Source organism: Fervidobacterium sp., from assembly GCF_059913585.1.
The window spans coordinates 152088-178690 of sequence record NZ_DBOLZL010000022.1 but is presented as its reverse complement, the minus strand read 5'-3'; the positions used below and the strand labels follow the sequence as shown (position 1 = coordinate 178690).

Genomic DNA, 26603 nt, shown 5'->3' with positions numbered 1-26603 from the left:
TTTACTTCACGTTCATCTTTCTGCTTCCTGGTTTCACAGCGGGTATACCAGATTTACAAAGTGGACAATCTTCTGGTTGGTAAGTAGGGAAGTCGAACTTCACAAGGTAGAAGTACGGCTTCCCTTTAAATTTTTGATCGATTTCTTCAAACGGATTTTCTTTTCCTGACCTGTTTATGATGCTTGCAAACCCTACGATTTGCCCGCCGTAGCTTTCAACAACTTCTACAACTTCGAGTGTTGATTTTCCAGTTGTAACAACATCTTCAACGATAAGCACCCTTTCGCCTTCGTGTATTTCAAAGCCCCTTCTCAATTTCATAACACTGTCTTCACGTTCAGTAAAAATTGCGCGTGCATTCAACTTCTTCCCTACTTCATATGCCACGATAACACCACCAAGTGCCGGTCCGACAACAATGTCAACACCCACTCCAGCATCTAAAACTTTCCTTGCTATTAGTTCCCCGATTTGCTCCCCATATTTCGGATATTCAAAAACCTTGGCGCACTGGACGTAATTCGGGGAATGTAAACCAGAAGAGAGTATGAAGTGACCATCGAGCAAAGCGCCTGTCTTTCTGAGGATTTCTAAAACCCTTTCGTTTATCATCTCCATAATCCCACCTTCTCTTTTATAGATTGTATCTTTTCACCGGGGTCTTTTGCCTTATACACTTCTCTTCCAAGTACAGCGAAATCCGCTATTCCGAAAACGTCCCACAACGATACCACATCTTTTTGGTCGTCTTTTGATTGCTCCATACGTATACCGGGAACCAGTATTGCTCCACCTATTTTGTGTCGCATCTTAATTGCCCACATGCCTGGCAGCACGAACGAAGAGCCCAACCTCGCAAGTCCTACAATGATATGTTCAAAGTCTTCGAGCCTTCCGGGTAGCGATGTTAACTTTATCACAGAGAAAATCATCTTGTCAGTTGATTCAAGAGCGGCTTTAACACTCTCTAACCCGGCGTTTGCATGGACTGTAAAACCAACGATTGCAGGATGTTCCCAAGCTCTTATCGACCTTGCCACTGTTGACGGTATATCAGAAAATTTCAAATCAAGAATAACTTTGTATCCTTTCTCGTAGAAATAATCGAGTACCCTCTTTCCTTGCACTGCAAGGTTATGCCCAACCTTAACATAATCAAAACTTCCGTACTTTTCGATGAAACCGATAGGGTCTTCCATGTCTAAGCTAAGCACCGGTTCTGTTACAACCCGGTTTTTTCTCTCGACTTTTTCCATCTTTTCACCGCTAAGTGGAGTAACCATCAACATAAAAATACCCCCTTTAGAAATTATTGTTTTTCTTCTCTTTTTAAGAACCCACAATTTCTTTTCCTATTTTGTTGATTACATCCTCATTTTGGAATAGTGCACTTCCTATGCTCACTGCGTTCGCTCCAAATTGAAGCATCTCTTTTGCTTGTTGGGCGGTGTATATACCACCGGATGCGATTATGAAAATATCTGGTAAAACCTTCCTCACCTCGTAAACAGCTCTAAGTGCGATAGGATAAAGTGCAGGACCTGAAAGCCCTCCAAGTAAAACTTGTCCTTCGGGGTTCACGATAAGTCCACGGATAGTATTGATAACAGTGACACCATCCCAACCTTCCAGCGCGACAATCTTTGCCATTTCTTCAACAAACCCACTCTCTATTCCAAGTTTTGCAATGATAAACGCATCCGTTTCTTTTCTTATCTCTTTCAGAAGTTTCCTCCACTCTTCCCTATCTGACATGATTGAGAGTCCGCCGTGATGAACGTTTGGACAGCTAAAATTGTATTCGATAGCCAAAAACTTATCTAAATAAGGCCTCACAAGTCTGGTTATCTCAACGTATTCTTCGAACGAATCTCCTCCAAGACTCAAAATAGCTGGAACCTTCGAAAGCAAAACATCTAATTCTCCACTATCTATCATCTTTTTTAAACCATCAAAACCAGGATTCTCGAGCCCGATGCGATTTATCATGAAGATATTGGTTGCGTATATTCTCGGCGGTTTGTTACCAACCTTTGGATGGAGAGTTATCGTCTTCAGTGTGTACGCGCCTACGTAAGACCAATCTATTGAATCTACGTTAAGGTACTCACCAAACCCTCCAGGTCCGGAGGCTATAACGATTGGTGTTCTCAGCTTCAGTGTCTTTAAACTTGCCATACGTTATCACCTCTAAACACCGGTCCGTCTGTGCAAACGTGTTTTATACCATGGACTGTTTCCACAGCGCATCCTTTACAAGCACCTATTCCACAAGCCATGTACTCGTTCAATGAAACGTAAACAACTTTATTTGGCATATTTTTTACAGCAAGTTCTTCCATGACTTTGGAACCGCTGACGAATATCCAGTTGTAAGCTGAGTGATTTAATTCACTGAGCAAATTTAAATACCCATCGTTTCCTACAACTACTCTCATTTTGAATTTCTTCGCAATTTCGTCGTTCAGTTCGGTCTTTGAGGCCACGATTAACGGTATATCGAAATGTTCGGAAAGATGGATTCCCTCGGCGAGACAGGACGGTGCCACGATAACTGCACCATTGTTGCTCTCAGGGATAAATGGATTACCAAGAGGCGCAAGGACATTGAGTTTTTCGTTGGTCTTAACTATGTACTCGCTTCCCTTTCCTGCAATTTTTACGGAGATAGCAAGTACCTTTTTGTTTAACCTTCCAAGCGTGTAAGGTTTCCGCGTTAATCCTGCGTCACCTACGCTCACCATGCAAAACTGTCCTGGTAGAAAATCGAAATTTTCTTCAAAAGTGATTAAGTAAGTATTTTGCGTTATTTCTTCAACGCTCCTCTTAGTTAGTAGAAATGATTTGTACTTTGTTTGCTTTTTCACTTCAGCGGAGAAATTCGCCATTCCAGAACACCCACCTTCCGTTTCTTCTTATCCCAAGAACCTTTCCTTTCAATCTATAACCGTTGAATGCACAGTTTTTGCCTTTACTAAAGAACTTGTTGCTTTCAACAGTATACTCAGCCTTTTCATCAATCAACACAGCGTCGTTTGGGAAAATAAAACCAAGTTCTTCATAGCTTTTTCCTAAAATACTAAGCGGATTTATTGTAAGATTTTTCAAAACGAGTTCGATATCTTCGAAGACTTTCAGATACACAGAAAACGCTACTTCTATATGGGAACTTCCATATGGGGCTCTTTCAAAATCTGCTGGCTTTTCAGGATGCGGTGCATGGTCTGTTGCAAAACACGTTATTATACCCTTTTTCACGGCATCGACGAGGACGTCTCTATCTTTTGAAATCGGAGGGTTAATCTTTTGATTTGGATTGTTTATCTCCTCTGGGCAGAAGAACACATGATGGGGGGTTACTTCACAAGTAACCTTGGTCTTTTTTCTGAGATACTCTATTGCTTCCAAAGATTGTGAGGTTGAGACATGCTGAATGTGAAATCTGTTAAACCCGAACTCAAGCCCTGTCAACACAGTTCTGAATATCGCAATTGCCTCGTTTGAGTATGTGCGCACTGCGTTAGGTACTTTCGAACCTATGTAGAAATCTCCTGGAACTTCGTGTAGTTGTGAATGGTCAAAGACTAAAGCTCTCTTTTTCTCTGAGAAAGCTTTTATTAGGTCTGGACTTGTGTACCGAATCCCGTCTGTTGAGAAACCAGCGATGTTGTTTGTATAGCACCCAAGCTCATTTAGATCGTTTATCTCTCCAAATAAGCTGATAGTATGAAGGAAGTGAACATCTTTGCCTTTTGAAAGTTCAACGTGATTCTTTAGAACATCTAAGTTTTCTATGGGTGGCCTTGTGTTTGGTTGAATTACGCATACTCCGAACCCGCCGGCTAAAGCTGCATGAGAAAGTGTGTCGTAATCCTCTTCGTCATTTAACCTAACATGTGTGTGTAAGTCTACAAATAGTGGTGAAAGTATTAAAGAATCAAGGTCTTGGTCTATTTTCTCTGGGAAGTTAATTGGAATTTGTTCTCTTTTAAGTCTGCCTGTTGAGATATCAAATACTCTCATGTAGAAGCCTCCTTTGATGGTGATGATAAACGCATAAATGGTAATAAAAAAAGGACCTCAAAAGAGGTCCCTTTTCTAACAAAACCAAATATTGATAACTTTTCGAAAAGGTTTCTAGAAAAACCTAAGGTTATACTCTTCAAAAGAGCTGGTACAAAATTTACAAGGTTGTTGAAATTGTTTGCTACGCTTCCCTTTCTCTGGTTTTGGTCTCGCTGGACCAAATTAACCATACTTGCACCTCCAAACTTTTCGCAAGGAATTTTACCATAAACCGCTTGATAGTTCAAGGTACGAAAATAAAAGTTTCTGTAAATCCATGCGAAGCTTACAACTAATTCACTAGGAAAAAACCTTTGGTTTCGGTAGTGCTACATGAAAATTATCTTGACAAGGCGAACACTGTTATAGTACAATATTACAGTAGAATACAGTATTAAAACATATCAATAGAGGTGTTACGTGTGTGGTTTGTTGTTGACTATCATTCTCCGGTACCGATTTATGCGCAAATAAAAGAGAAAGTGAAGGCACTTATTCTTAGTGGTAAGTTAAAACCAGGAGATGCGTTGCCCTCTATCAGAACCTTAGCTAAAGACTTAGGAGTAAATGTGAACACGGTAGCACGCGCTTACAGGGAACTTGAACTCGAAGGGGTCATACATGCAGAACGTGGTGAAGGGTATACTGTTGTTGGACTTGAAAACGCTGTCCACGAGAAGATAAAACAGCAGATAATCATGGAACTCGAAAGTGTATTGCGACGTTGCAAAGAACTCAAGATAGATAAATCTACAGTTTTTAGCCTTGTTGAGCAAATATATCAACAATCAACTCAATCAAGTTATCAATATAAGGAAGGTGAAGAAGATGGTAAATGAAAGCACGTTGGTTCTCACTGTTAAAAATTTGAAAAAGTATTACGGAAATATCCACGCTGTTGATGGTATTTCATTTGAAGTTCTAAAAGGTGAAATCTTCGCACTTCTTGGTCCAAACGGGGCAGGTAAGACCACTACAATCAAGTGTATCCTTGGTTTAAGAATAAAGGATGCCGGTGAGATTGCTTTAAAAGGAAGTATCTCGTTTGTTCCCGATGGAAAGGAATTGTATAGTTCGTACACCGTGGAAAGAATGGTAAAAGTTGCAAAAGAACTAACTGAAAGGTTCGATGAAAAGAAATGCTTTGAGTATGTTGAAAGATTCCAAATACCTTTAAATGAAAAGGTCTCCAGTTTATCGAGCGGTCAAACAACACAGCTTTACCTATCAATCGCGTTCTCTCAAGATGCCGAGCTTTATATCTTTGACGAACCAACGTGGGGACTTGATCCTATCGTAAGAAATCAAGTACTTGAGATGATAAGAGAATTACCATCAGGCGAGAAGAGTGTGCTATATACAAGTCACATCTTAAGCGAAGTTGAGAAGGTTGCTGATAAAGTTGCAATTATGAACAAAGGGAAGATACTTGATATGGGTTATCTTGATGAGATTAAGGAAAAATACTGTGCTGTTAGCGTACCAATGGGTTCAAAAATCGATGGTTACAAGTACAAGAATACGGAAAATGAAGATGTCTATGTTGTGACAAGAGAGTATGCTATTTCGAATAATTTGGAATACACTCCTGTCCCGTTTGAAGTGATATTTGAAGCACTTGTAATGGGGAATAACAATCCAACAAACATGTGAAAGGTTTTGAAAGGTGGTGCAGGGTATGAAGAAAGAATTTTACGATATGAAGGTTAGGTTTTTTGGTGTTTTAATAGTTACAATAGCACTATTTTTCATTGTGGCTCCATTCCAAAAGTTTACCATCTCCATGCTTGAAGGTTATTCTGGAAATCCCCAGCTTGAAAAGTTTCTACCAGGTGCGATGCTAAACAAGTTAAAGGAATGGAATTTCTACATAAATTCGCAGTGGTATGGGAAGAACTTTGGACAGATGGTTGGTATCATTGGTATAATAATGGCATTTCCTCTTTTTGCAAGAGAATTTGAAAATGAGACGATAGTGTTTTTACTCGTTAGAAAGTCAAGGAAGTGGATATATTTCAACAAAGTGTTCGTTGGAGCAGTTGCAACATCTATTGTTATACTAGTAGGTTCGATACTTCCGGCTATATACTCAGCAGTTGCTGGAAAGGAGTATAACTACTCAGTCGTACCTAAGTTTATGGTACACTCAATTTTCGGAGCACTTTTGTGGTATTGTGTTGGGGTGTTTTTCTCAGTGCTTTTCAACGACCAAGTCAAGCCTCTTCTTGCCAGTTTGGGTTTACTTGCTTTAACTACAACAGCTGGTTTGATAAAGGCTACAAAATTTTTGAATACTTTTCCATATCAGCTTGGAGTGAGTATTTTTGAGAAAAACAGCGTTGATTTTCGTTATACACTGGGAATAATAGTCGTGTGCTTATTCATTACCTGGATTGGTTACTTAGTTTTTGAAAGGAAAGAAGTTTAACAAACAAGTATTGTCAAAATGGAGGTGTGAGTATGATAGTTGTAACGACAGATTTTGTGCCAGGATACGAAATAGTTGAGACACTCGGAATTGTGACGGGAAGTATCGTTAATTCAAAGCACTTAGGAAAAGATATCGCAGCGGCATTCAAAACACTCGCAGGCGGAGAAATAAAAAGCTATACAGAACTACTTGCAGAGAGCAGAAACATAGCGTTGAAGAGAATGATTAGCGAGGCTGAAAAGCTTGGAGCTGACGCAGTTGTTGGTGTGAGATTTGGTTCGTCATCGGTAATGCAGAGCGCTGCTGAGATATTGGCTTACGGAACGGCTGTGAAACTAAAGAAAAAAGAGTAGAAAAAAGTCCCCCGTGGGTTCTAAACCACGGGGGATTATTGTTTAGGACAATACCTTTTTCCTTAATGCACTTTGACATCTCCTCTTTTGACAAACTGAAGTGTTAGAACAGCTAATACAAAAAAGACCAACGTGAGTATTATCAAAGTATTGTACCCGATTTTGTCGATAAAGAACCCGGCAAGTGGTGGTGCAATAATGTTTGCCGCCATCGAAAAGAAGTAATACAATCCCGTATAGCCACCAACCTTTTCCTCTACAGTCATATCAACTATCGTGGGTAGAGAATTAACATTAACCATCGCCCAGCCAAAGCCCCCAACTGCAAATAGCGCGAAGAATACTTTTGTTAGCAGTCCTATGTCTGCTATTATTCTTGTTGATAGTATCGTGCCGATGAGTATAGCAATAACTATTGACAACCCTATCGTCATTGTCTTTTTCCTACCTATTTTTGAGCCTATAAACCCTGCAGGAATTGCAAAGAGCATAAACGTTAATGAGAAAAAGCCAAGCACAAGTGCACCGGTGCTTTCTTTAATTCCCATTTGGAATTTCGCATAACTTGTGAAGAAAGTTTCGAGTGCGTTGTAGCCAATGAACCATAAGAGTATGGAAAGAAGCATCATCAAAAGGCTCTTTTCTTTCGAAGTAAAGACATCTTTTAAGTTCTCTTTTAATTCATCTATTGTTTTCTTGTAGACATTCTCAAATTTCACTTTCTCCCCTGTCTTTACTCTGTATTTTTCATCTTCTCTGATGAACAAAACAACGAGCAACTGGGCAACAAGCATTATGATAGCTCCAACGTAGAATGGTAGACCTGGATTTTTGTCATACAACGGTTTTCCTGCAAAGAACGCAAGGAGTGCACCTACTCCACCCATGAAATTGATTACACCATTTGCTTGACTTCTGTACTCAGATGGTGTTATATCAGGCATCAGGGCAATAACAGGGGACCTGAAGAGAGCCATGAAGAAATTCATGAAGATGATGTTTAGCATCATTAGCCATAATAGGTGCCAAGTTCTTGTTATGGGGATGAGCGAAAACGTGATAGCAGCAAGCGGTGCCCCAACAAGTATGTAAGGCATTCTACGACCGAGTTTTGTTCTCGTTTGGTCACTTAGAACTCCTATAAGCGGCAGCATGATGATAGCAAAGATGTTATCAATAGTCATAACAAAACCTATGAGAGTTGATGATAGGTCAAAATCTTTCAAGAATATCGGGACATAGGAATTGTACAGTGGCCAAACCAAACTTATCCCGAAGAACCCAAAACCGAGAAGTAAGAGCTTTCGAAATGAAAACTGTGATGAACTCACAATGCATCCCTCCTTGTTAATTTTGAGTACATTTAAAATTATTATATCGCATTTACGATTAATTTTAGAACTTGAACGGAAATCCACAAGATAATATAATTTTAAAGTGTTAAAGAATTATTTTTTGGAAGGAGCTGAAAGTATGTCCTACGATGCAATCATTATCGGTGGCGGTCCAGGTGGATATGTTTGTGCAATTAAGCTTGCACATTATGGAAAAAAGGTAGCGCTTGTTGAAAAAGAAAACCTCGGTGGCACGTGCACAAACTGGGGTTGTATTCCAACAAAGGCACTTTTAACCGCAACACATTTGCTTGATGAGGCAAAAGAAAAGGCTGATAAGCTCGGTATCAAGCTTTCGGTTGAAGGTTTCGAGCTTTCAAAAATCATGGCTCATGCGAATAAAAGCATAACGATGTCAAGAAAAGGTATCGAGTATTTGATGAAAAAGAACAATGTAACGGTTATTAAGGGAACTGCAGAAGTTGTTAGCAAGAACAAAGTAAGAATAAAGGAAACGGGCGAAGAGCTCGAAGGTTCAAACCTAGTCTTAGCACATGGTTCCGTGCCAACAATATTTCCACCTTTCAGTCAAGTGGAAGGTATATGGACAAGTAACGATGTTTTTCTCATGAAGGAACTTCCTTCATCTTTGTTGATTGTTGGTGGAGGAGTAATCGGAGTTGAGTTTGCAACATTCTTTAGTTCTCTTGGTGTAAAAGTGAAGATTGTTGAACTCGCCGACCATATCCTTCCATATGAAGATGATGACGTAGTTGAAGAGATTAAGAAGTCATTTGCTAGAAAAGGTGTTGAAATAAAGGAAAAAACGAAGGTTGAAGATGTTAAGAAAGTGGCAGATGGATATGAAGTAGTACTAATTGATTCAGAAGGGAAAGACGAGACCGTTGTAGTGGATAGAGTACTTGTCGCAATTGGAAGAAGGCCAAATATTCCTGACGATGTAAAAAATCTTGGAGTAGAAATTGAGCGAGGAATTAAGACTGATAAGAGAATGAGAACCAATATTGAAGGTGTTTATGCCATTGGCGATGTGAGAGGTCAAATCATGCTCGCTCACGTTGCCATGTACGAAGGCATCGTTGCTGCAAAAAATATAGCAGGAGTCGAAGCTGAAATGGACTATTCAGCAGTTCCATCGATTATATTTACAAATCCAGAGATTGCTTCAACAGGACTTAGAGAAAAAGATGTTGATAAGGACAAGGTTAAGATTTCAAAATTCCCGCTATCAGCAAATGGAAGAGCAAGAACTATGCTTGAAAACATTGGATTCGTAAAGATAATTGCCGATAAAGAAACAGAAACGGTCTTAGGTATGTCAATTGTTTCACCAGTTGCAACCGAACTTATTATGGAAGGCGTTATCGCCGTTAGAAATAAATTAAAGGCACACGAACTTGAAGAATCCATACATCCACATCCAACCCTAAGTGAAAGCGTTCTTGGTGCACTAGAAGGGATAACAGGTTTGCCGATACATCTGTAATACGTTGCTTGAAAAACTGTGAAGAAAAGAAGGGGTGGTGCCCCTTCTTTTTTTCAGTTATTTAATTTATTGTTTTTCAGTTCTTCCTTAACTCTAAACAACTCATCTCTAATTCTTGCTGCATCTTCGTATCTAAGTTCAGAAGCTGCTTTGTACATCTCTTCTTCAAGAAGTGCAGCGTAATCTTCCAAAGAAAGAGATTCTTTCAGTGCAAAGATGCTATCCTCATAGACTTTGTATAGCTCTTCTTCTTCCTCTTTAAACGGTGCAAAGATATCCTCCATCATAGGTTTAACAATTGTTTGAGGCTTGATTCCATGCTTTTCATTGTACTCTATTTGGATTTTCCTTCTCCTGTTTGTCTCATCAATCGCTCTTTGCATTGCCGGAGTGATTTTATCTGCATACATTATCACTTTTCCGTTTTCATTTCTTGCTGTTCGTCCTATAATCTGAATCAGTGTGGTCTCGCTACGTAAGAAGCCTTCTGTATCGGCGTCGAGAATAGCGACAAGCGAAACTTCCGGTAGGTCCAACCCTTCCCTTAGCAAGTTTACACCAACGACAACATCGACTTCGCCAGAGCGGAGCTTTTTCAACACTTCGAATCGTTTGATAGCATCGAGTTCGGAGTGCAGATACAAAGCCCTGATGTTGAATTCAACCAGATATTCTGCTAACATCTCTGCGGTTTTCTTTGTTAGAACTGTGACAAGAGCGCGTTCGCCTCTCTTTTTTACTTCAACAATTTCTTTTACTAAGTCGTCGATTTGATATCTCGTGGGTCTGACTTCTACAAGGGGGTCAACTAACCCGGTTGGTCTTATTATCTGTTCAACAACTTGTTCAGAAACTTCCAATTCAAAAGGACCAGGGGTAGCGGAGACAAATATCACTTGATTTACTTTCGACAGGAATTCTTCAAACTTAAGTGGTCTGTTATCGTAAGCACAAGGCAGTCTAAATCCATATTCGACAAGACTTTTCTTTCTGGACATTTCCCCGTGATACATCGCCCTGAGTTGTGGGATTGTGATGTGTGATTCGTCTATGAATACAATGTAATCTTCATCGTAGTAATCAAGCAATGAATAAGGTGGTTCTCCGGGTTTTCTCCCATCGAAGTGCCGTGAGTAGTTCTCAATGCCTGTGCAGTAACCCAGTGTACTCAACAGTTCGATGTCGTTCATCGTTCTTTGATACAGCCTTTGAGCTTCAAGCTCCTTGCCTTGCCTTCTAAGTTCTGCGAGTCTTTCTTCAAGTTCTTGACGTATGCTTTTTACAGCCATTGCAATCTTTTCTTCGGTTGTAACGTATTCTTTTGCCGGATATATCGTTATCCTGTCTAAGTGCTCGATAATATCCCTGTTTAACCTGTCGAATGTGTAGATTCTATCAACTTCATCACCAAAAAACTCTATATGGATACCTTCGTCTTGGTAAGTTGGGAAGATTTCAAGAGTGTCACCACGTAAGCGAAAGCTTCCGGTTAATCCTACATCTTCTTTTCTTTCATATCCTATTCGTACTAAGTGTTTGAGCAAATCGTTGAGTTTAACACGTTCTCCAACGGCGAGTTTTATGTTAAGGGTATCGAAATCACGAGGGTCGCCGCAAGCGTATATTGCCGAAACACTTGCTACAACGATAACATCTCTTCTGGTCATTATTGATTTGATAGCACTCATCCTCATTCTTGCAATTACTTCGTTTATGTCTGCACTTTTCTCTATGTATAGGTCCTTAGTAGGTACGTAGGCTTCAGGCTGATAGTAGTCGTAGTAGCTTATAAAGAATTCCACTTTATTCCTTGGAAAGAAAGATTTAAACTCCGTGTACAACTGTGCGGCAAGCGTTTTGTTCGGAGAAATTACTAAAACGGGTCTTTCTATCTCCTTTATAACATTTGCCATGGTGAATGTTTTCCCGCTGCCTGTAACACCTATAAGCGTTTGAAATCGGTAACCTTTCTTTAACCCTTCCACCAACTTTTCAATAGCTTGAGGTTGGTCACCCGCAGGTTCGTAATCACTGACAAGCTCGTAAAGCATAATATCACCTTCGTATTTTACCAAACTTTGGTGTAATCCACCCTGGTGTGAGTGTAGTTATTTTGATAACTCGTTTCATTGATACTTTTCATCTGGAGTCACAAAAAGTGTCTTAAAATTTGAGTAAAGCACAAGTCCTGGTTTAAAACCCTTGGGTTTTTTTACGTACTTTATGTATGTATAATCCACCGGTACTTTTGTGGAATACTTCCCTTTACTGAATTGTGCAGCAAGTTTTGCTGCATACAAAAGAACATCTTCATCGACAGGCTTACCATTCGTCTTTATTACAACATGTGCACCTGGCATACCTTGTACATGAAGCCAGATATCGTGTTCACTTGATTTTCTAACCAGTTCGTCGTTTTGCTTGTTATTTCGTCCCACAAGAATCGTAAAACCTTTATACATGTACTTTCTTGGTTCTGACCTTGCTTGTTCACTTTTCGATTTACCACTCTTCCTTTTGTGTGTTTTCTTTATTAAGTCGTTTTCGATCATCTCTTCTTCAATCTCTTCTAATTCTTCCAGTGTTTCTGCGTTTTCTATTGTATCTTGTAACTGTCTCAGGTATTCTAATTCTCTTTTAATCACAGTTTCGCGTTCGCTTAATCCTTCTAACTTTTTCTTTAATTTATTGTAGAGCTTGAAATACTTCACACAGTTCTCTATAGGGGATAGGTGTGGTTCCAGTGGGACCACTATGTTCTCATTCGTTTCCCAATCAAAGAGTTCAATACTATCTACTCCGTGTGGTATTTGGTAACTGTAAGCTTTTATCAGTTCCCCGTATTTCCTGTATTTGTCAAATTCTAAGCACTCTTCTCTTTCTTTTTCAATCTGTGTCAGAACATCTTCCAGTGAAGAGATGCGATTGTTAACAATGCTTAGCAACTGAGTGCGTTTTTGAATTAATTTATCCTTCTTCTCGACAAAATCAAAATACTCATTAATACACCCAATGACGTTCTCGCATCTTTTCAGGTCCTTGTATTTGTGAAGCCTAAAAGCCGAGATATCAGTGGGTTGTTCGTTTTCGTAGTATATGTAGAGGACTTTCTGCCTAATTTCTTCTAATACACTTAATAGACTTTTAGCTATGTTCTCCAAATCGCTTTCACTGACGAAAGATAGTGGTTTGTCTTCTACTTCCGAGCGAAAAAGGATTTCTTCGGCAGTTGTTTTTGAAAATCCTTGAATGGTAGAATAAATGAATTCTGAAATCATCCGTTGCTTGTTTTGGAATCTATAAAATGCATCTTTTAGTTTTTCTAATGTTACTTCGTCTATCGGGAGTTTCCCGGACGGAAACAACATAAACTGTTCTCCTGGCAATATCTTTCTGACTCGTGTCTCTATTCTTTTGTAAGCATCGACTATCAATCCATTTTCAACTAAAACAACATTTGAATGTTTTCCCATGATATCGAAGTAGATTTCATATTCATGTCTCTCACCAATTTCATCAAATTTGCGCAGTTTCATGACCATCGTTCTTTCGTAGCCATTTGTTGTAAGTTCTGTAACCTTTCCGCCACGGATTCTACTGCGCAGTAACTCAACAAACGTGTGTTTGTCGGGTTCCTTAACTAAATGGTTCGTAAATGAGATATGCGAATAATTCGGATTCAAGGATATTTTCAAATCACCTTTGTCGAAGGAAAGGTATATCACTTTATCGTAAAGGTATATATTTCTAACGTTTTGTCCAAGAACAGAGTTTCTAATTTCTTCAACAACGGTTTTCATTACAAAACCATCGAATGGCATTTAGATGCTCCTTTCCAATGCTTTATTTCTTATCAGTACTCACTTTTCAAGTCAACAATGTTCTTTGGCATTCCGCCAGCAAGAATTCTTCTGAGATTTTCAATAGTTTCATCTATTCGTCCAACTTGCCCTTCTATCGTAAAACCTCCAACGTGTGGTGAGATAACCACGTTTTTAAAAGTATGGATTGGGTACCTAGATGGGAGTTGAACTGCGTGGTCGGAGTCAGGGTACAGATACCACGTATCAATTGCAGCACCTGCAAGAATTCCATTCTTCAGAGCATAGTACAGCGCCTCTTCTTCAATAATCTGTCCTCGACCGACGTTTACCAAAAACTTTCCTTGCATTTGTGATATGATTTCTTTGTTTATAAGATGATACGTTTCCTTCGTGAGAGGCAAAGCTACGAAAATAACTTTCCCAAATTTTATTGCTTCTTCAAGATTGTTGGTTACATAATTCACCCCTTCGACTGGTTCAATATTCTTCTTAAACCCCATTATTTCACACTCAAAACCACTCAACAACTTAGCTAAGTGTTTTCCAATTGCACCAAGTCCAAGGATTGTTACTCGCTTTCCTTGGAGCGAATACCAAAAGTCTTCAGGTTTTGCTCCTGCCTCGTAACCATGCCAAATACCTTTTGCAAGGTCGTTGTGGTATTCTACAACCCTACCCAAAAGTGCTAATGCTAATCCCAACGCTCTCTCGGCGACAATTTTTCCATTACCGTGGTTGTTTGCTACGATAATATTCCTTTTATCTAGTAAGTCAATAGGTAATCCATTAACTCCTGCCCAAGGAACTAGAACGAATTTCAAATTCTTTGCATTTAACACTTGCTCTTTTGTCAAACTCCCACTCACTATTACATCCGCATCTTCAATGTGTTTATGCGCTTCTTCTCTAGCTTTTGGAACAATGAAGAAATCGTTTGGAAATTCCTTTTTTAGGTCTTCTATGCGCTGTAGAAAATAGTCTATCATTTTAGTAAGGAAGAGAACTTTCATGTGCATACCTCCTTCAATAACCTATTCCACTTTATACCATTTAATTATATCACGTGGCGCATGACAAATAAATAAAAAGGTCCCGCCGAGGGACCAAATAATCGACTGTATTTATATTGAAATAGCAAATTTGATATCAAAATAACCTCGTGAAAATTAAGTAAAATATAGCACTGACACCTGCAGAGAATGGGACTGTTATAAACCATGAGATAAGTATATCCTTAAGTATCCATATATTTATAACTTCGATTCCACGTGCAAGTCCTACGCCAGTAACTGCACCAACAACCGTATGCGTTGTGCTGACAGGGAATCCAAAAATCGATGATAATAGAACCGTTGTTGCCGTTCCAAAATCAACGGAAAAGCCTCTCGTATTATTTAGTTCTGTAATGTTGTGTCCTACGGTTTCCATAACTTTGTAACCGTAGACTAAAACTCCTAGGGCAATTCCAAGTCCTCCAACGAATAGAATGTACTTTGGAATTTCTATAGCACCCACATTTGTTGTTCCTGCTTGCCGTATCATAAATATCAATGCTACTGGTCCGACCGCATTTGCAACATCGTTAGCACCATGTGAAAAACAAACATAAGCGGATGTCATAACCTGAACACGCCTAAATATACCTTCAACAGCATTGTATTCGTCGCCTTTGTTGTTAGTTATTTTTCTTAGGAGTAAGGAAGATAATATAAACGTAACAACAAAAAATACTGAACCAGTCAAGAGAGAAACACTGTAAGGTTTTTTGAGGGTCTTAAGAGAGAAGAGGAAAGAAATGAGGAAGAAAGTGAAACCAATCAAAACAGGAGAGACTTTCTTAGCTGCTTTCAGTGGACTTGGGCGGTGCAAGATTGTTAAGACGATTATTTTAAAAACTATAAAGGCTAACAATCCGCCAACTACGGGAGAAATTATCCAAGACAGCACAATCTTTCCAAGCTTTGCCCAATAAACTACCTTAACTCCACCACTCACCAGTCCGAATCCTATCATTCCACCGATTATTGAGTGCGTTGTAGAAACAGGCATTCCAAAAACGGTTGCTAACATTACCCAGATAGCTGCAGCCAAAAGTGCTGACAACGCACCATATATAATGTGGTTTGGATTTGTTATATGTTCTATCGAAACTATTCCATTTGCAATAGTTTTTGTAACCGTGGCACCGAACATAACCGCACCAAGAAATTCAAGAAAAGAAGCAAGGAATGCTGCTTGTTTTGGTGTTATTGCCTTTGCACCTACGGCTGTCGCCATACCATTTGCCACGTCGTTTGCACCTATGGTAAATGCCATGAACATTCCAACAAGTATGGTAAAGAGTATAATCACGCTCTTTCCCTCCTCTTTAATGTGCGCATATATAAACAATTGTTCTTAATTTCAAAACTCACTCAAACTTTTTTAACTGTGTGTTATCATCCTAATTCGCTCAACAACATTTTTTGCCCTATCTTCTATTCTCATCAGAAGGATAACAACATTGTTTAAGAACATTATATCAACCGGGTTCATCTCATTTTTCTTTGCGAACAACCTTTTACCAAGTTCCAAGCCAAGTTTGTCCGATGAGCGCTCCTCTGCTTCAACAGTTTCTACCTCTTTGTCTTCTTTCTCAATTTCCTTAGGTGCAAAACCAGATTCCACAATGGTCTTAAGTTCTTGAATTGTTACATTCATGTGCTCCACGCTCTTTCTAACAGCGTCTGCAAGTTCCAAAATAGGAGCTTTAATATCTTCAGGTATTTGGTTTATCTGGTTTATTGTTAAGACCTTAACCACATCGTCTGTCAAATCGATAATGGAATCTGTGTTGTGAATTATGTCAAGAAAATCGGACTTATTAAAGTATGTCCATTTGAGTTTGCTGTATATATTCCTAAGTTGGAGCTTAAGTTGGTCAGCATTGTCCTCTAACCCATCTATTTCTTTGGACAGCTCACTTACCTCAATGTTGTTTAAATATTTCTCAATGGCTGTATACATCAAATTTGCAGCCTTTACGCAGAGTTTTGAATGCTCACTCAGCAACTCAAGAGGAGAACGGTAAGGTATCAGTTTTTGAAAAATGTTCGCCATCACGCCACTCCTTTCCAAAAAAAATATCTTGGGTTTCCGCGAAAATTATATCGTATGAATGAGTTTTTCAAACTTTGAGTTACTTAACTCTAGTTAGATTTTCTTTTTCAGACTTATATCTCTCCAAGAACTCTTCAATAGCTTTAACCACAATGCTTATTTGTTCGTATGCAGTGATTTCAGCCTCCTTGTCACCTTTTTGAAGACCGTAGCTTCCGAATTGTGAGTGGTTACCTCCAAGTATTTCAACATATTCCGTTGATGATGGGAAAAAAGCTTTCTTTTCCCTAATCTTTTCGGGAGGCAAAACCCCATCTTCAGAACCGTAGATGCACAGTGATTTTATAGGTAAGTGTGAAATATCTTTTGCCGGGTATGAAGCAATGAAAATTATCCCTTTAACCCTGGTTCCAACAAGTTCTGGGTGTTTTACCAAAAATTCAGAAGCTGCCACACCACCAAGTGAGTGCCCTGCCAAGAACCATTCCTTATCAGAAAACTTCGTATCATTTATTATTGTTTTCGCTGAATCCACATCAAAAATTGCAAAACTCAACGGAACATTTAGTATCACTGTTGTTATTCCCTTTTCGGCAAGTCGATAAGCAAAAGGTGCATAAGCAGTGTAATCGACATGCCCTCCAGGATAAAAAATAATGCCAACATTTTCAAAATTGTTCTTTTTAACATTTCTTGGTATGAAGTATACGTTCTTTTCCTGTATTACTTCTACATAGTTTGATGATTGCAAATATTCTTTCACTTCTGCGGCAGGATTTAGAGGATTGTAAGCCCAAATGAGAAAATTCAAAGTGAGTGCGGATAAAGAGACTAAAAAGATGAGTGGCATGTAATGAACTACTATCTTTCTCATACAAATTTACCTCCGTTTGCTTAGTTGATTTTTATTCATGGAATTGAATTTTGTAACATATGTGCAAATCGTATATCCTACTCTCGAAATATTAAAATTCCCTATCTGGGATTTTTCTGCCTTTCTATCATCTTCTACTAACTATTATTTTAGCAATTTTAACACATTTGTCCACCATGTCGTCATGAAAAGTTTTAAAAAAAATACCCCAGCTTGGTCAAATTGCTGGGGTAACTTTGGTACTTTGTTTTGTCTTTGTTTCCAACTTTCTAAGTTTCTTTCTTCTATGGGAGGGGAAGGGGGTACTGGGGTATAAACGGTTCGGTATAACTACCACTTGATTTCTTAACTTATTTGTGTTCCTCGAGAATGTTTCGCATCCTTTTGTATTCTTCCTCTGTTATCTCTCCTTTTGCAAAGCGTTCATTGAGGATTTGTATTGCTTGGTCTTTCCTTCGAAAGAAATTCGACTTAGCAAAGAAGAGTCTATAAATAACGTAAACGGCTATGAGGAATAGTGCAAAAGATAAGATAGGTCTTAGCCACCAAAGTGTCGGTACAAACCAAGCTCCATTGTAACCTCCGGCACAAGCGGTTCCTAACCATGGTCCAAACCAACGAAACATCATGCAAATTCACCTCCAACTTTCAAAAGTCCCAATCGTGTAAAATATTAACTGTGACCAATAGATTTTACACACCTATGCTTAAGAAATCCTTAGAAATTTCAAAAGCAATTTCTAAGGATTTTTTTAAGTTTCACAGCTATAATATTATATTTGGTAGGTGAAACTGGTAGGCTTGTTTCTTTTTAGACCTCACCATGTAAGCTGGCATATTAATTTCTAATATTCTCAAATCCTGGCTATTGGCGTAAAAGTGTTATCAAACTCACCGAATACTTTTTGGGAGGGTGGTGGAAAGATGAAAAAGGTATTCTTGGTATTTGGGTTGAGCGTTTTGGTGTTGGTACTTTTCAGCTGCAGTCAATTAAACTTGTTTGAACCAAGAAAATCAACCGTATCTGTTGTTCTGTCGGCTGGTGTTGACGGTAGCGGAGACTCTGTGAAACCACAAGAATATTCCTCTCTTGACTTGCAAGGTTTAAATCAAAGAACAGAAGCTCCTTGGATAAAAGATATTGAACATTTATACGTCAAAATTACCAAATTTTCGTACAGATATTCAACAGGACCTGGTGCTGGGAAGTGGGCTACTCCAACGATTGTTGAAAAAGAAGTGGATCTTGTGAACTTAACTGATGAAGCAACCTGGCTGACATTTGATATTCCAAATGGGGCAGTTATAGTTGCCTTAGCTTTTGAGGTAACACAAGCAACAGTAACAATAAACGGTTCAAACTACGCTGTGACAATTCCGGCAGAAAAAGGCAGAGTAGTTATCCCAAATCTCAACTGGCAAGTAAAGACCGATGAGTCACAGATAGTGCTTTCCATCGATTGGACAAGGAGCATTGTTAAAACAACTTCAGAAAGTTACATGCTTGTCCCAAGGGTCGCGTATCGTTGGCGTGGAGAATTGAAGAAGTTGTGGGCGATTTACGGAAACATACTGATTAACGATGCGACCCCAACGGTTCCATTGCTTATCGGTTTGTTCGAAGGAACGGACACAACAGCTACACCAACCGTACTAAAAATGAGAAAACCACGGGATGACGCTTACTTCTGGCTCGGAAAACATCCAGCTGGAACATACACAGTTGTCGTATGGGATAACATCAAATGGGAATGGGATGGTGAAAATTATTCCGTAACAGGACGTAAGGCTACTGAAACAACGTTTGAACACGGGAAAACAAAACCAAATACAGAGCTACATTTGAGATACTCAACTAGTGAGTAAGTTAGCAGGAAAATCAAAAACACCAAACAACCCCCCGACTCTAACGAGCCGGGGGTTATTTATTTCTTTAATCTTTTTGTGTTAACACATGTTTTAATTTCCGATAGTAAATTGTCGTTAGAATAATCAACACAATTAGAGAGCCAATGAACGTTAGCCAAACAGCGTAGAATTTCCAAGTTGCTAGATTAGGTTTTGCTAAAATTATGGTCAACGTTACAAGCAAACCAAAAGATAATCCCAACACCACACCCTCAATCAAAAAGGTTGCTTTCAAAGAAAACGGATTATTTTTTGTCTTACCTGGGTCAGCAATACTGTAGTATGAGCCTATCAATGTGCTTAATGCGAAAATTGCAAGCGACAAAGGGAAGAGGAACAGGCTATTTTTTTCAAACCTTCCGAAAATGTAAGAAATAACAGCCACTACGACTAACAAACTTTCGTTTAGGATGACTGGTATTGACAGTTTTGGAGTTATTATCGTCTGTACGGTTACTGGGAACGTACGTAGTATTTCTCTGTATTCAAAGTCGTTCTTTGTCAATAACCCAGCCTCAATAGCACAGTAAAGAGAAGCTATGGCCAAAAATGGAATAGCAGCATTCATTGAAGAGCTACCAGCAAAAAGCATGAATAGGGAAAATATAGCAGGATAGAATATGAGGAATACAAACTGTTCACTACGTGAAAGAAATTTCAAATCTTTCCACACAAACCCTCCAAACTTTGAAGCGTATGTTCTTTGACTGACAACAACTTCTTTCGATTTGTTGTTCTCTTTCTTGGTTTGCGTGTTTTCATAAACAACACGCCCTGCAAGGTGCCAAAATGAATACAGAAAGGCACCTGTTAAGATAATTACAGATATCAAAGAAAAAAGGTCATCTGAATAAGACCAGTTGAACGGGTTATATTTCGACGTGGTGAAAGCCACAAATTTTGCAAATCGCGCATTTTCACCAAGTTGTTCGACATTCACATCTTGAATGTAAACGAAGAATAGATAAACAACAACGAGTAGAAGAACAATTACAGCATTTAACATTCTAACAAACCGTTTTGAACTGATTCCACCACTCAGTACTGAAAGAAGTGCTGAGAGTGACGTCAAGAAAGCAATATGGAGTAAAGTTTGAAGGATGAAACCAACAATGTTGGTTCTAACCGCCAGTAAAAATCCAAGGACTGAAGCTACAAAAAAACCTAGTGTAAAAAATTGATTAGCGAGTGTTACGACTAAGTTATATACGGTGAGCACGCTCCGCCTTATTGGCATTGTAAGAAGCAGTTCCATTTCATCACTTCTTGAGAAGGCATGCATACCAGTTCCAACAAACCCCACAACATAAAAGAGAGAGAAAATGGACATCGAGGCAATAAAAAATGACTTGGCAACATCTGGATAGTTTGCCAAAAGCTTGTAGATGTTGTAGTTGGAAATCGTCAAAAATACAGCCATAGGAAGGATTGAACTAAACATAAGCAAGATATATCGTAAGGCGTAATTTGGTTCTTTTGGACTTGTAATCTTCTTTCTTTTCGTTTTTGCCGTGTTTTGCGGATTTAAAGAAAGCCCAAGATACTTGAATAGAATCCTAAGTTCTCTCATAGTTTTATCCCTCATTCCTTGGAGTTGTATGATTTCAACATGTAGTTACAGGTTTTCCACAATGTCTCTAATGTCTTCGGTTGCTGTAAGTGAAAGGAAGATGTCTTCAAGGGATTTTCCGTGTTTTTCTTTCAATTCGATGACGTAGCTTTCAGCAATAATCTGCCCTTTATTGATAATGGCAACGCGGTCGCACATCTTTTCTGCTATCTCAAGTATGTGAGTCGTCATGAATATCGTTGTTCCTTCATCTGCATATTTTCGGAGTAATTCTTTCAATATCTTTGCACTTCTCGCATCAAGTCCAACGGTTGGTTCGTCTAAGAAGAGAACTTCGGGTTTTCTCATGAGTACGGAGATGAGCATAAGTTTTTGTTTCATCCCGTGAGACATCTCACCTACGAACTTGGAGAGATAATCCACTCCAAAGGCATTACATAATTCTTCTATGCGATGTTTTAATTCTTGCTTGTTCAATCTGTAAATTGCGATAACAAAATCCAAGAATTCGTATCCTTTCAGATGTTCATATATCTTAGGTTCATCTGGAACGACGCCGATTCTTCTTTTTATCTCGATTTCGTGGTCTTTCATATCAAGCCCAAGTATTTCTACTTTCCCGCTTGTCGGTTTCAAAACTCCTGTTAGCATTCTTATGGTAGTTGTCTTTCCTGCTCCGTTTGGTCCAAGAAATCCAAATATTTCACCACGTTTAACCTCTAAGTTCACGTTATCCACGGCTGCAAAATCGCCGAATTTCTTTGTAAGTCCTAAGGCTTTGATAGTAATATTCTCCATGCCTGAGCATCTCCTCTCGTTTATTTACACAAGCGTTTTGAACAACCAGTAAATTCAGAGAAGTTCAAGCATCTCATATTTTTATTTTATCACAGAAGCTTTTGAACTGTCTAATACTCTTTTCAGATTAGCCATTTCCAGTGCGGCCATGGCAGCTTCAAATCCTTTGTTACCGCTCTTGATTCCTGCTCTGTTCAATGCCTGTTCCACAGTTTCCGTTGTTAGAACGCCAAAAGTTATGGGGATTTTTGATATTGAATTAAAGTGTGCGACAGCTTTTCCTATCTCGTTAGCGACTATGTTGAAGTGGTATGTCTCACCCTGTATGACAGCTCCTAGTACGATGATAGCATCGAAGTTGTCAGAGTGGAAGTTAACCAGATGGTTAAGCACAAATATGACTTCCATGCTTCCTGGAACATGTATTACCGAGATGTCCTCTTCTCTGACGTTGTGCCTTGTCAAACAATCTATCGCACCCTCAAGAAGCCTTTCTGTTACTGTGCTGTTGAACCTTGGAACAATGATAGCAAACTTCAAACCACTTCCGTCATACACTCCTTCATGCATTTTAAGTTTTGGTTGCATAGTTTTACCCTCCATAGGCTCTCTTTACCCTCCTTTTAAATTTTTCGTTTTTTCCATAATAAAGCATATGTTGATTCTTAAACTAAGTCCTCGAAGCCTTCCAATAAGTGATTGAATCTTACCATTTTTGTTTTCAGGTAAAATTTGTTATGTTCCGTTACTCTGCCAAACAGTCTCTCTGTTCTTTCTACGTAGATGCCGAAGTCCTCAAGCTGTTTAACCTTCTCTGGATTGTTTGTGAGTAATACTATCCTCTGTACACCAAGAGATTTTAGTATCTGGTAGGCAGCAGCATAGTCGCGTTGGTCCGCTTTGAAACCAAGCTTAATATTTGCCTCGTAGGTGTCCATTCCTTTGTCTTGCAAGTTGTAGGCTTTAATTTTATTGGTTAGACCTATGCCTCTTCCTTCCTGTCTTAGGTAAATCAATATTCCGCCATTTTCGGCTATCCTTTTTAATGCGCTTGAAAGCTGACTACCACAGTCGCATCTTAGCGAAGAAAGTGTGTCACCTGTAAAACACTCGGAATGGATCCGGACAATTGGAATTGACTGGTCAGACCATTTTTTTACAATTGCTACGTGCTCTTTTCCATCAAGTTTGTTATCAAAAGCATAGATTTCAAATTCGCCGTACTCTGTTGGTAACTTTGCCATGGATTTTACTTTTATGAGTTGTTCATGCTTTACGTATAATTTCCATATCTGGTTTATAGTAAGAACCTTTAATTCGAATTTCTTAGCCAGAAGTTTTGCGTATTCCAAATTGTGAGAGTTGCCATATTCATCGAGAATTTCTACAATGCAACTGAAAGGTCTAAACCCTAACAATCTAACAAGTTCGACCGAAGATTCGCTGTGCCCACGACGAACAGTGAATTCTTTTGCACCTATTAACGTTACATGACCTGGATATCTGAAGTCTTGTAGAGTTGTATTTTCGTCGGAGATTTTGTTGCAAGTTGTAGCTCTTTCAACTGCACTTATACCAGTCCCAGTGCCCCAATCAATGGGAACGAAATAATTAGCTCCATAATTGGAAGGTAGCCTGAAAAAACCTCTTTTAAGAAGGTTTGCTTCTGGACCAACAACACAGAAAAGACCTTTTCCATAACGTACAAAAAATTCGGTTATACGTTCATCCATTAACTCTGCTGGAAAGACGAAATCTGCTTCAATTTCACGTTCTTCGTCAATGACAATCACAGGTTTGCCAGTTAAAAAGTCATCTCTGATGGATTGTATAAGTTCCTCATCCATATATCTAACACCCCTTTCATGTATCGGGCAAAAATATCGATTTCGTAATTTACAGGTGAACCTGGGACTAAGAACTTTAAATTGGTTTTCTCGAGAGTATGTGGAATTACTTGGACTGTGAATGTTTCATCGGATACAGCTGCTATTGTTAAGCTCACACCATTGATGGCTATGGAACCTTTTTGTATAATTCCCCAGTGTTCTCTTGGTTTTTTGAAAGTCATAAGCACGGAATTTTTCGCAGTTTGTTTTGAAAGGAAAATAGTTGTTCCATCAACGTGTCCTGTAACATAATGACCAGACAACGAATCTCCAACTCGTAACGCCCGTTCTAAGTTGAAATACTTTTCAAAACGCAGGTTTGTCTTATTCAAAGTTTCCACTCCGACATCGAAGTGTAGGTTTTCGTCAACTTTAACTACAGTTAAACATGCACCATTGACGGATATACTTTCACCAATGACAATGCACTGTGAACTGTCTTTGGGACATCGCCAAGGGTTTTCAATAATCAACCTCTTACCATCAAAGTATCCTTTGCATACGTGTTGAATAATTCCTGTGAACATCTCCTCATCACCACCATTAGTTCTTTCCTATTCTTAGCTATTTTTACCTTTTGAATTTCGAAGGGTATTTCACTTTCCTCGACTGGAATTTCCAAATGTTCAAAAATCGATTTCCCTTTGCCAAATATTTTGGTTGAGTAGAATCCGTATACCTCATCCGCGTATGGCAAAAATTGTGAAAATACAGAAGCACCACCCTCAATTAACAAAGAATCGATACCTTCCTTTGCCAACTCTTTTAGGATGTTTTCGACAGATGGACTTGCTGGAGTCTTTACTTTTACATTCCCTGGAAGCTCGACGTTTTGATACTGGTTTGAAGAAAAAATAATAACTCTTCTATGGTAGTCAGGATTAAAAAGCTCAAATTTATCAATGTCAGAAATAACCTTTTTTAAGATTCTTCCATTCTCATCAAGAACAATAACATCTGGGTTTTTGAATTTCCTCTTTGGAAGTCTAACGTTGAGCATGGGGTTATCTTTTAGCACGGTTTCAGCACCGACTAAGATAGCTTTATGAATACCTCTCAATTTGTGTACTTCTCTTCGTAGTTCTTGAGTAATCCACTTTGAATTTCCAATTTTATCAGCAATCTTTCCATCAAGGGTGGAAGCATATTTAATTGTGACGTATGGCAGACCGGTGGTAACGTATTTGAAGAAGAACTTTGCAACTTCTTTTGTTTCATTTTCCAAAACCCCAACCATAACTTCGATACCATTTTTCATCAGTTTTTTAATCCCATCCCCACTGATTGGATTAGGGTCCTTTGCCGAGATAACTACCCTTTTTATTCCATTTTCAATAATTGCATCGGTGCATGGCGGTGTTTTCCCGTAGTGGTCACAAGGTTCCAACGTTACATACATTGTTGCACCAGATACATCGAACCCTCTTTTCTTGGCATCTAACAAAGCTTCTCTTTCGGCATGAAGAGCACCAAAACGTGTGTGATACCCTCTCCCTATTATATTCCCATACTTTACAATTACCGCTCCAACAGGGGGATTTGGATTAACAAAACCAAGTCCTTTTTTAGCCAACCTTAGAGCTATTTTCATATAAAACTCATCGTTAGGCGCTCTATGCTTGTCCATGAAATTCCCTCCTAGTTTAAAATAAAAAGCCCCGAGAAAATCTCTCGGGGCTTAAATTTTTGTTGTTACCAGGATAGATAAGTATGGCAAGCTGGTAACTTATCTATCGTACTCTCTCCCATCCGGACTTTCACCGTCGGCTCCGGAATTCCACCGGATCAACCCTCTACATTTGTAGAGGGCTCGCGGGCTTTCACCGCCGGTCGGGAATTTCACCCTGCCCCGAGAGTACGTAAAAGATTTGATTAACTTTCTTGTATCGATTTTACTTTGAGAGTAAAGTTTAGTCAACTCTTAGATTTGTAAGCCTGAAAATAAATCACTTTGCAACCCCATTTTTCCATTTCATCAAGACAAACATAAACGGGGCACCTATAAATGACGTGATAATTCCAACTGGAATTTCAATAGGGTTTAACAACGTGCGTGCCATTGTATCACAAACCGACATTAGCATACCGCCTATTAAAACCGTTGCTAAGAGATTTTTACTATGTTTGGGACCAGCAATTGTCCGTGCCATGTGTGGAACTACCAACCCAACAAAGCCTATGATACCTGTTTTGGAGACAAACGTAGCAGTAACAAATGAACCAAGCAAGTAAAATGTCCATTTTATGGCTTCCACATTGATTCCTAAACTTTTTGCCTCCTTTTCTCCCAGGGTCATAACATCCAGCTGTTTGCTTAGTGTGAAAGCCAAAGTAACAAACACTCCCAAAGAAGATGCAGGGACAATCAAATCTCGGAAAGTCATCCCGGAGAAGGAACCGTAAAGCCAAACGTGTCCCGTTACGAGGGATTTATTTGCAATGTTTAAAAGCAACATACTACCTGCAGAAAATAGGGTGCTAACCAGTACGCCGCTTAAAACAAGATGAACTGTTGGTACGACACTACCTTTTTTCGCTAGTAATATGGAAAGACTTGAGGCAAGCACTGCAAAGATAAAACTCATCGTAGGAACACTCACATATGCAATAGAGTTTACAATAAAGTATATTGCTAACAGAGCACCAAAACTAGCGCCGGCAGATGTTCCAATAAGATAAGGGTCGACAAGTGGATTTTTCATTATTGCTTGAAATATGTTTCCTACCAACGATAACGCTATCCCTGTTAATGTTGCCATTAAGACCCTTGGAAATCTTAGGTTCCATACCATGTATTTCTCAGCGCTTTCTTGTTGGAGAAGTTGAAATATTTTTAAAGGACTTACATACACTGTTCCAAAGGACAAGTTGAAAACAAATACAATGACGAAAATAAAGGGGAGGGAATACCCCCCCAGCGTTTGGAACCAGTTTTTGTCCCTAGCCAATT

The 26603-nt window shown here is 39.0% G+C and carries 26 protein-coding genes and 1 riboswitch; of the genes, 6 read left to right on the top strand and 20 right to left on the bottom strand.

Annotated elements, in window-relative coordinates:
• Nucleotide 1: 1 nt before the first annotated feature.
• From pyrE to AC3M61_RS08415, 5 genes are all read right to left on the bottom strand, one after another.
• Nucleotides 2–619, bottom strand: a complete 618-nt coding sequence (pyrE, locus tag AC3M61_RS08435; RefSeq protein ID WP_500780424.1) for an orotate phosphoribosyltransferase — start codon at nt 617–619, stop codon at nt 2–4.
• The gene (gene pyrF / locus AC3M61_RS08430; protein ID WP_500780451.1) at nt 610–1257 is read right to left on the bottom strand and encodes an orotidine-5'-phosphate decarboxylase; all 648 of its coding nucleotides are present in this window, start codon (nt 1255–1257) and stop codon (nt 610–612) included. Before pyrF ends, pyrE begins: the two co-directional genes overlap by 10 nt.
• Nucleotides 1258–1330: 73 nt before the next feature.
• Entirely contained in the window at nt 1331–2179 is an 849-nt protein-coding gene (locus tag AC3M61_RS08425; RefSeq protein ID WP_500780423.1) for a dihydroorotate dehydrogenase, read from the bottom strand.
• Entirely contained in the window at nt 2167–2889 is a 723-nt protein-coding gene (locus tag AC3M61_RS08420) for an iron-sulfur cluster-binding protein (RefSeq protein ID WP_500780422.1), read from the bottom strand. Before AC3M61_RS08420 ends, AC3M61_RS08425 begins: the two co-directional genes overlap by 13 nt.
• A complete protein-coding gene (locus AC3M61_RS08415; RefSeq protein ID WP_500780421.1) occupies nt 2870–4024 on the bottom strand; it encodes a dihydroorotase in 1155 nt (384 codons plus the stop codon). The genes AC3M61_RS08420 and AC3M61_RS08415 overlap by 20 nt, the downstream gene beginning before the upstream one ends.
• A gap of 464 nt (nt 4025–4488) precedes the next feature.
• On the opposite strand from AC3M61_RS08415, the gene AC3M61_RS08410 reads away from it, so the two are divergent.
• From AC3M61_RS08410 to AC3M61_RS08395, 4 genes are read left to right on the top strand one after another with little or no spacing between them, the layout of a single operon-like run.
• Nucleotides 4489–4905, top strand: coding sequence for a GntR family transcriptional regulator (locus AC3M61_RS08410; RefSeq protein ID WP_500780420.1), 417 nt, complete (start codon nt 4489–4491; stop codon nt 4903–4905).
• A complete protein-coding gene (locus tag AC3M61_RS08405; RefSeq protein WP_500780419.1) occupies nt 4895–5719 on the top strand; it encodes an ABC transporter ATP-binding protein in 825 nt (274 codons plus the stop codon). The genes AC3M61_RS08410 and AC3M61_RS08405 overlap by 11 nt, the downstream gene beginning before the upstream one ends.
• Nucleotides 5720–5744: 25 nt before the next feature.
• On the top strand, nt 5745–6494 hold the full coding sequence (locus AC3M61_RS08400) for an ABC transporter permease subunit (RefSeq protein ID WP_500780418.1): 750 nt from the start codon (nt 5745–5747) through the stop codon (nt 6492–6494).
• 32 nt (nt 6495–6526) lie between these two features.
• Entirely contained in the window at nt 6527–6850 is a 324-nt protein-coding gene (locus tag AC3M61_RS08395; protein ID WP_500780417.1) for a YbjQ family protein, read from the top strand.
• A 62-nt stretch (nt 6851–6912) separates the two neighbouring features.
• Here the strand turns inward: AC3M61_RS08395 and AC3M61_RS08390 are convergent, their stop codons facing one another.
• Nucleotides 6913–8181 (bottom strand): SLC45 family MFS transporter, encoded by a 1269-nt coding sequence (locus tag AC3M61_RS08390; RefSeq protein WP_500780416.1) that lies wholly within the window; start codon nt 8179–8181, stop codon nt 6913–6915.
• A 142-nt stretch (nt 8182–8323) separates the two neighbouring features.
• On the opposite strand from AC3M61_RS08390, the gene lpdA reads away from it, so the two are divergent.
• The gene (gene lpdA, locus AC3M61_RS08385; protein WP_500780415.1) at nt 8324–9691 is read left to right on the top strand and encodes a dihydrolipoyl dehydrogenase; all 1368 of its coding nucleotides are present in this window, start codon (nt 8324–8326) and stop codon (nt 9689–9691) included.
• 53 nt (nt 9692–9744) lie between these two features.
• Here the strand turns inward: lpdA and uvrB are convergent, their stop codons facing one another.
• The 7 genes from uvrB to AC3M61_RS08350 all read right to left on the bottom strand — a co-directional run bounded on the left by uvrB (nt 9745) and on the right by AC3M61_RS08350 (nt 18117).
• Nucleotides 9745–11742 (bottom strand): excinuclease ABC subunit UvrB, encoded by a 1998-nt coding sequence (uvrB, locus tag AC3M61_RS08380; protein WP_500780414.1) that lies wholly within the window; start codon nt 11740–11742, stop codon nt 9745–9747.
• 75 nt (nt 11743–11817) lie between these two features.
• Nucleotides 11818–13512: an Rqc2 family fibronectin-binding protein gene (locus AC3M61_RS08375; RefSeq protein ID WP_500780413.1), complete on the bottom strand. Its 1695-nt coding sequence runs from the start codon at nt 13510–13512 to the stop codon at nt 11818–11820.
• Nucleotides 13513–13544: 32 nt separating this feature from the next.
• A complete protein-coding gene (locus AC3M61_RS08370; RefSeq protein WP_500780412.1) occupies nt 13545–14525 on the bottom strand; it encodes a 2-hydroxyacid dehydrogenase in 981 nt (326 codons plus the stop codon).
• A gap of 136 nt (nt 14526–14661) precedes the next feature.
• Entirely contained in the window at nt 14662–15867 is a 1206-nt protein-coding gene (locus AC3M61_RS08365) for an inorganic phosphate transporter (RefSeq protein ID WP_500780411.1), read from the bottom strand.
• Nucleotides 15868–15939: 72 nt separating this feature from the next.
• Entirely contained in the window at nt 15940–16614 is a 675-nt protein-coding gene (locus AC3M61_RS08360) for a DUF47 domain-containing protein (protein ID WP_500780410.1), read from the bottom strand.
• A 79-nt stretch (nt 16615–16693) separates the two neighbouring features.
• On the bottom strand, nt 16694–17488 hold the full coding sequence (locus AC3M61_RS08355) for an alpha/beta hydrolase (RefSeq protein ID WP_500780409.1): 795 nt from the start codon (nt 17486–17488) through the stop codon (nt 16694–16696).
• Between the two features lie 350 nt (nt 17489–17838).
• Nucleotides 17839–18117 (bottom strand): SHOCT domain-containing protein, encoded by a 279-nt coding sequence (locus AC3M61_RS08350; protein ID WP_500780408.1) that lies wholly within the window; start codon nt 18115–18117, stop codon nt 17839–17841.
• Between the two features lie 295 nt (nt 18118–18412).
• Here AC3M61_RS08350 and AC3M61_RS08345 point away from each other — a divergent pair, with 295 nt between their 5' ends.
• A complete protein-coding gene (locus tag AC3M61_RS08345) occupies nt 18413–19354 on the top strand; it encodes a DUF4382 domain-containing protein (RefSeq protein ID WP_500780407.1) in 942 nt (313 codons plus the stop codon).
• Nucleotides 19355–19421: 67 nt separating this feature from the next.
• Here the strand turns inward: AC3M61_RS08345 and AC3M61_RS08340 are convergent, their stop codons facing one another.
• The 7 genes from AC3M61_RS08340 to AC3M61_RS08310 form a co-directional block, all read right to left on the bottom strand.
• Nucleotides 19422–20966: a permease-like membrane multi-spanning protein gene (locus AC3M61_RS08340; RefSeq protein WP_500780406.1), complete on the bottom strand. Its 1545-nt coding sequence runs from the start codon at nt 20964–20966 to the stop codon at nt 19422–19424.
• A gap of 45 nt (nt 20967–21011) precedes the next feature.
• A complete protein-coding gene (locus tag AC3M61_RS08335; protein ID WP_500780405.1) occupies nt 21012–21764 on the bottom strand; it encodes an ABC transporter ATP-binding protein in 753 nt (250 codons plus the stop codon).
• An 81-nt stretch (nt 21765–21845) separates the two neighbouring features.
• Nucleotides 21846–22352 (bottom strand): 6,7-dimethyl-8-ribityllumazine synthase, encoded by a 507-nt coding sequence (ribH, locus tag AC3M61_RS08330; protein ID WP_500780404.1) that lies wholly within the window; start codon nt 22350–22352, stop codon nt 21846–21848.
• A 77-nt stretch (nt 22353–22429) separates the two neighbouring features.
• A complete protein-coding gene (locus tag AC3M61_RS08325) occupies nt 22430–23611 on the bottom strand; it encodes a bifunctional 3,4-dihydroxy-2-butanone-4-phosphate synthase/GTP cyclohydrolase II (protein WP_500780403.1) in 1182 nt (393 codons plus the stop codon).
• Complete coding sequence (locus tag AC3M61_RS08320; RefSeq protein WP_500780402.1) at nt 23569–24180, bottom strand: riboflavin synthase; 612 nt, start codon at nt 24178–24180, stop codon at nt 23569–23571. The genes AC3M61_RS08325 and AC3M61_RS08320 overlap by 43 nt, the downstream gene beginning before the upstream one ends.
• Entirely contained in the window at nt 24123–25280 is a 1158-nt protein-coding gene (ribD, locus tag AC3M61_RS08315) for a bifunctional diaminohydroxyphosphoribosylaminopyrimidine deaminase/5-amino-6-(5-phosphoribosylamino)uracil reductase RibD (protein WP_500780401.1), read from the bottom strand. Before ribD ends, AC3M61_RS08320 begins: the two co-directional genes overlap by 58 nt.
• A gap of 106 nt (nt 25281–25386) precedes the next feature.
• Nucleotides 25387–25514, bottom strand: a riboswitch (FMN riboswitch).
• 85 nt (nt 25515–25599) lie between these two features.
• Entirely contained in the window at nt 25600–26601 is a 1002-nt protein-coding gene (locus tag AC3M61_RS08310; protein WP_500780400.1) for a FecCD family ABC transporter permease, read from the bottom strand.
• Nucleotides 26602–26603: the final 2 nt, after the last annotated feature.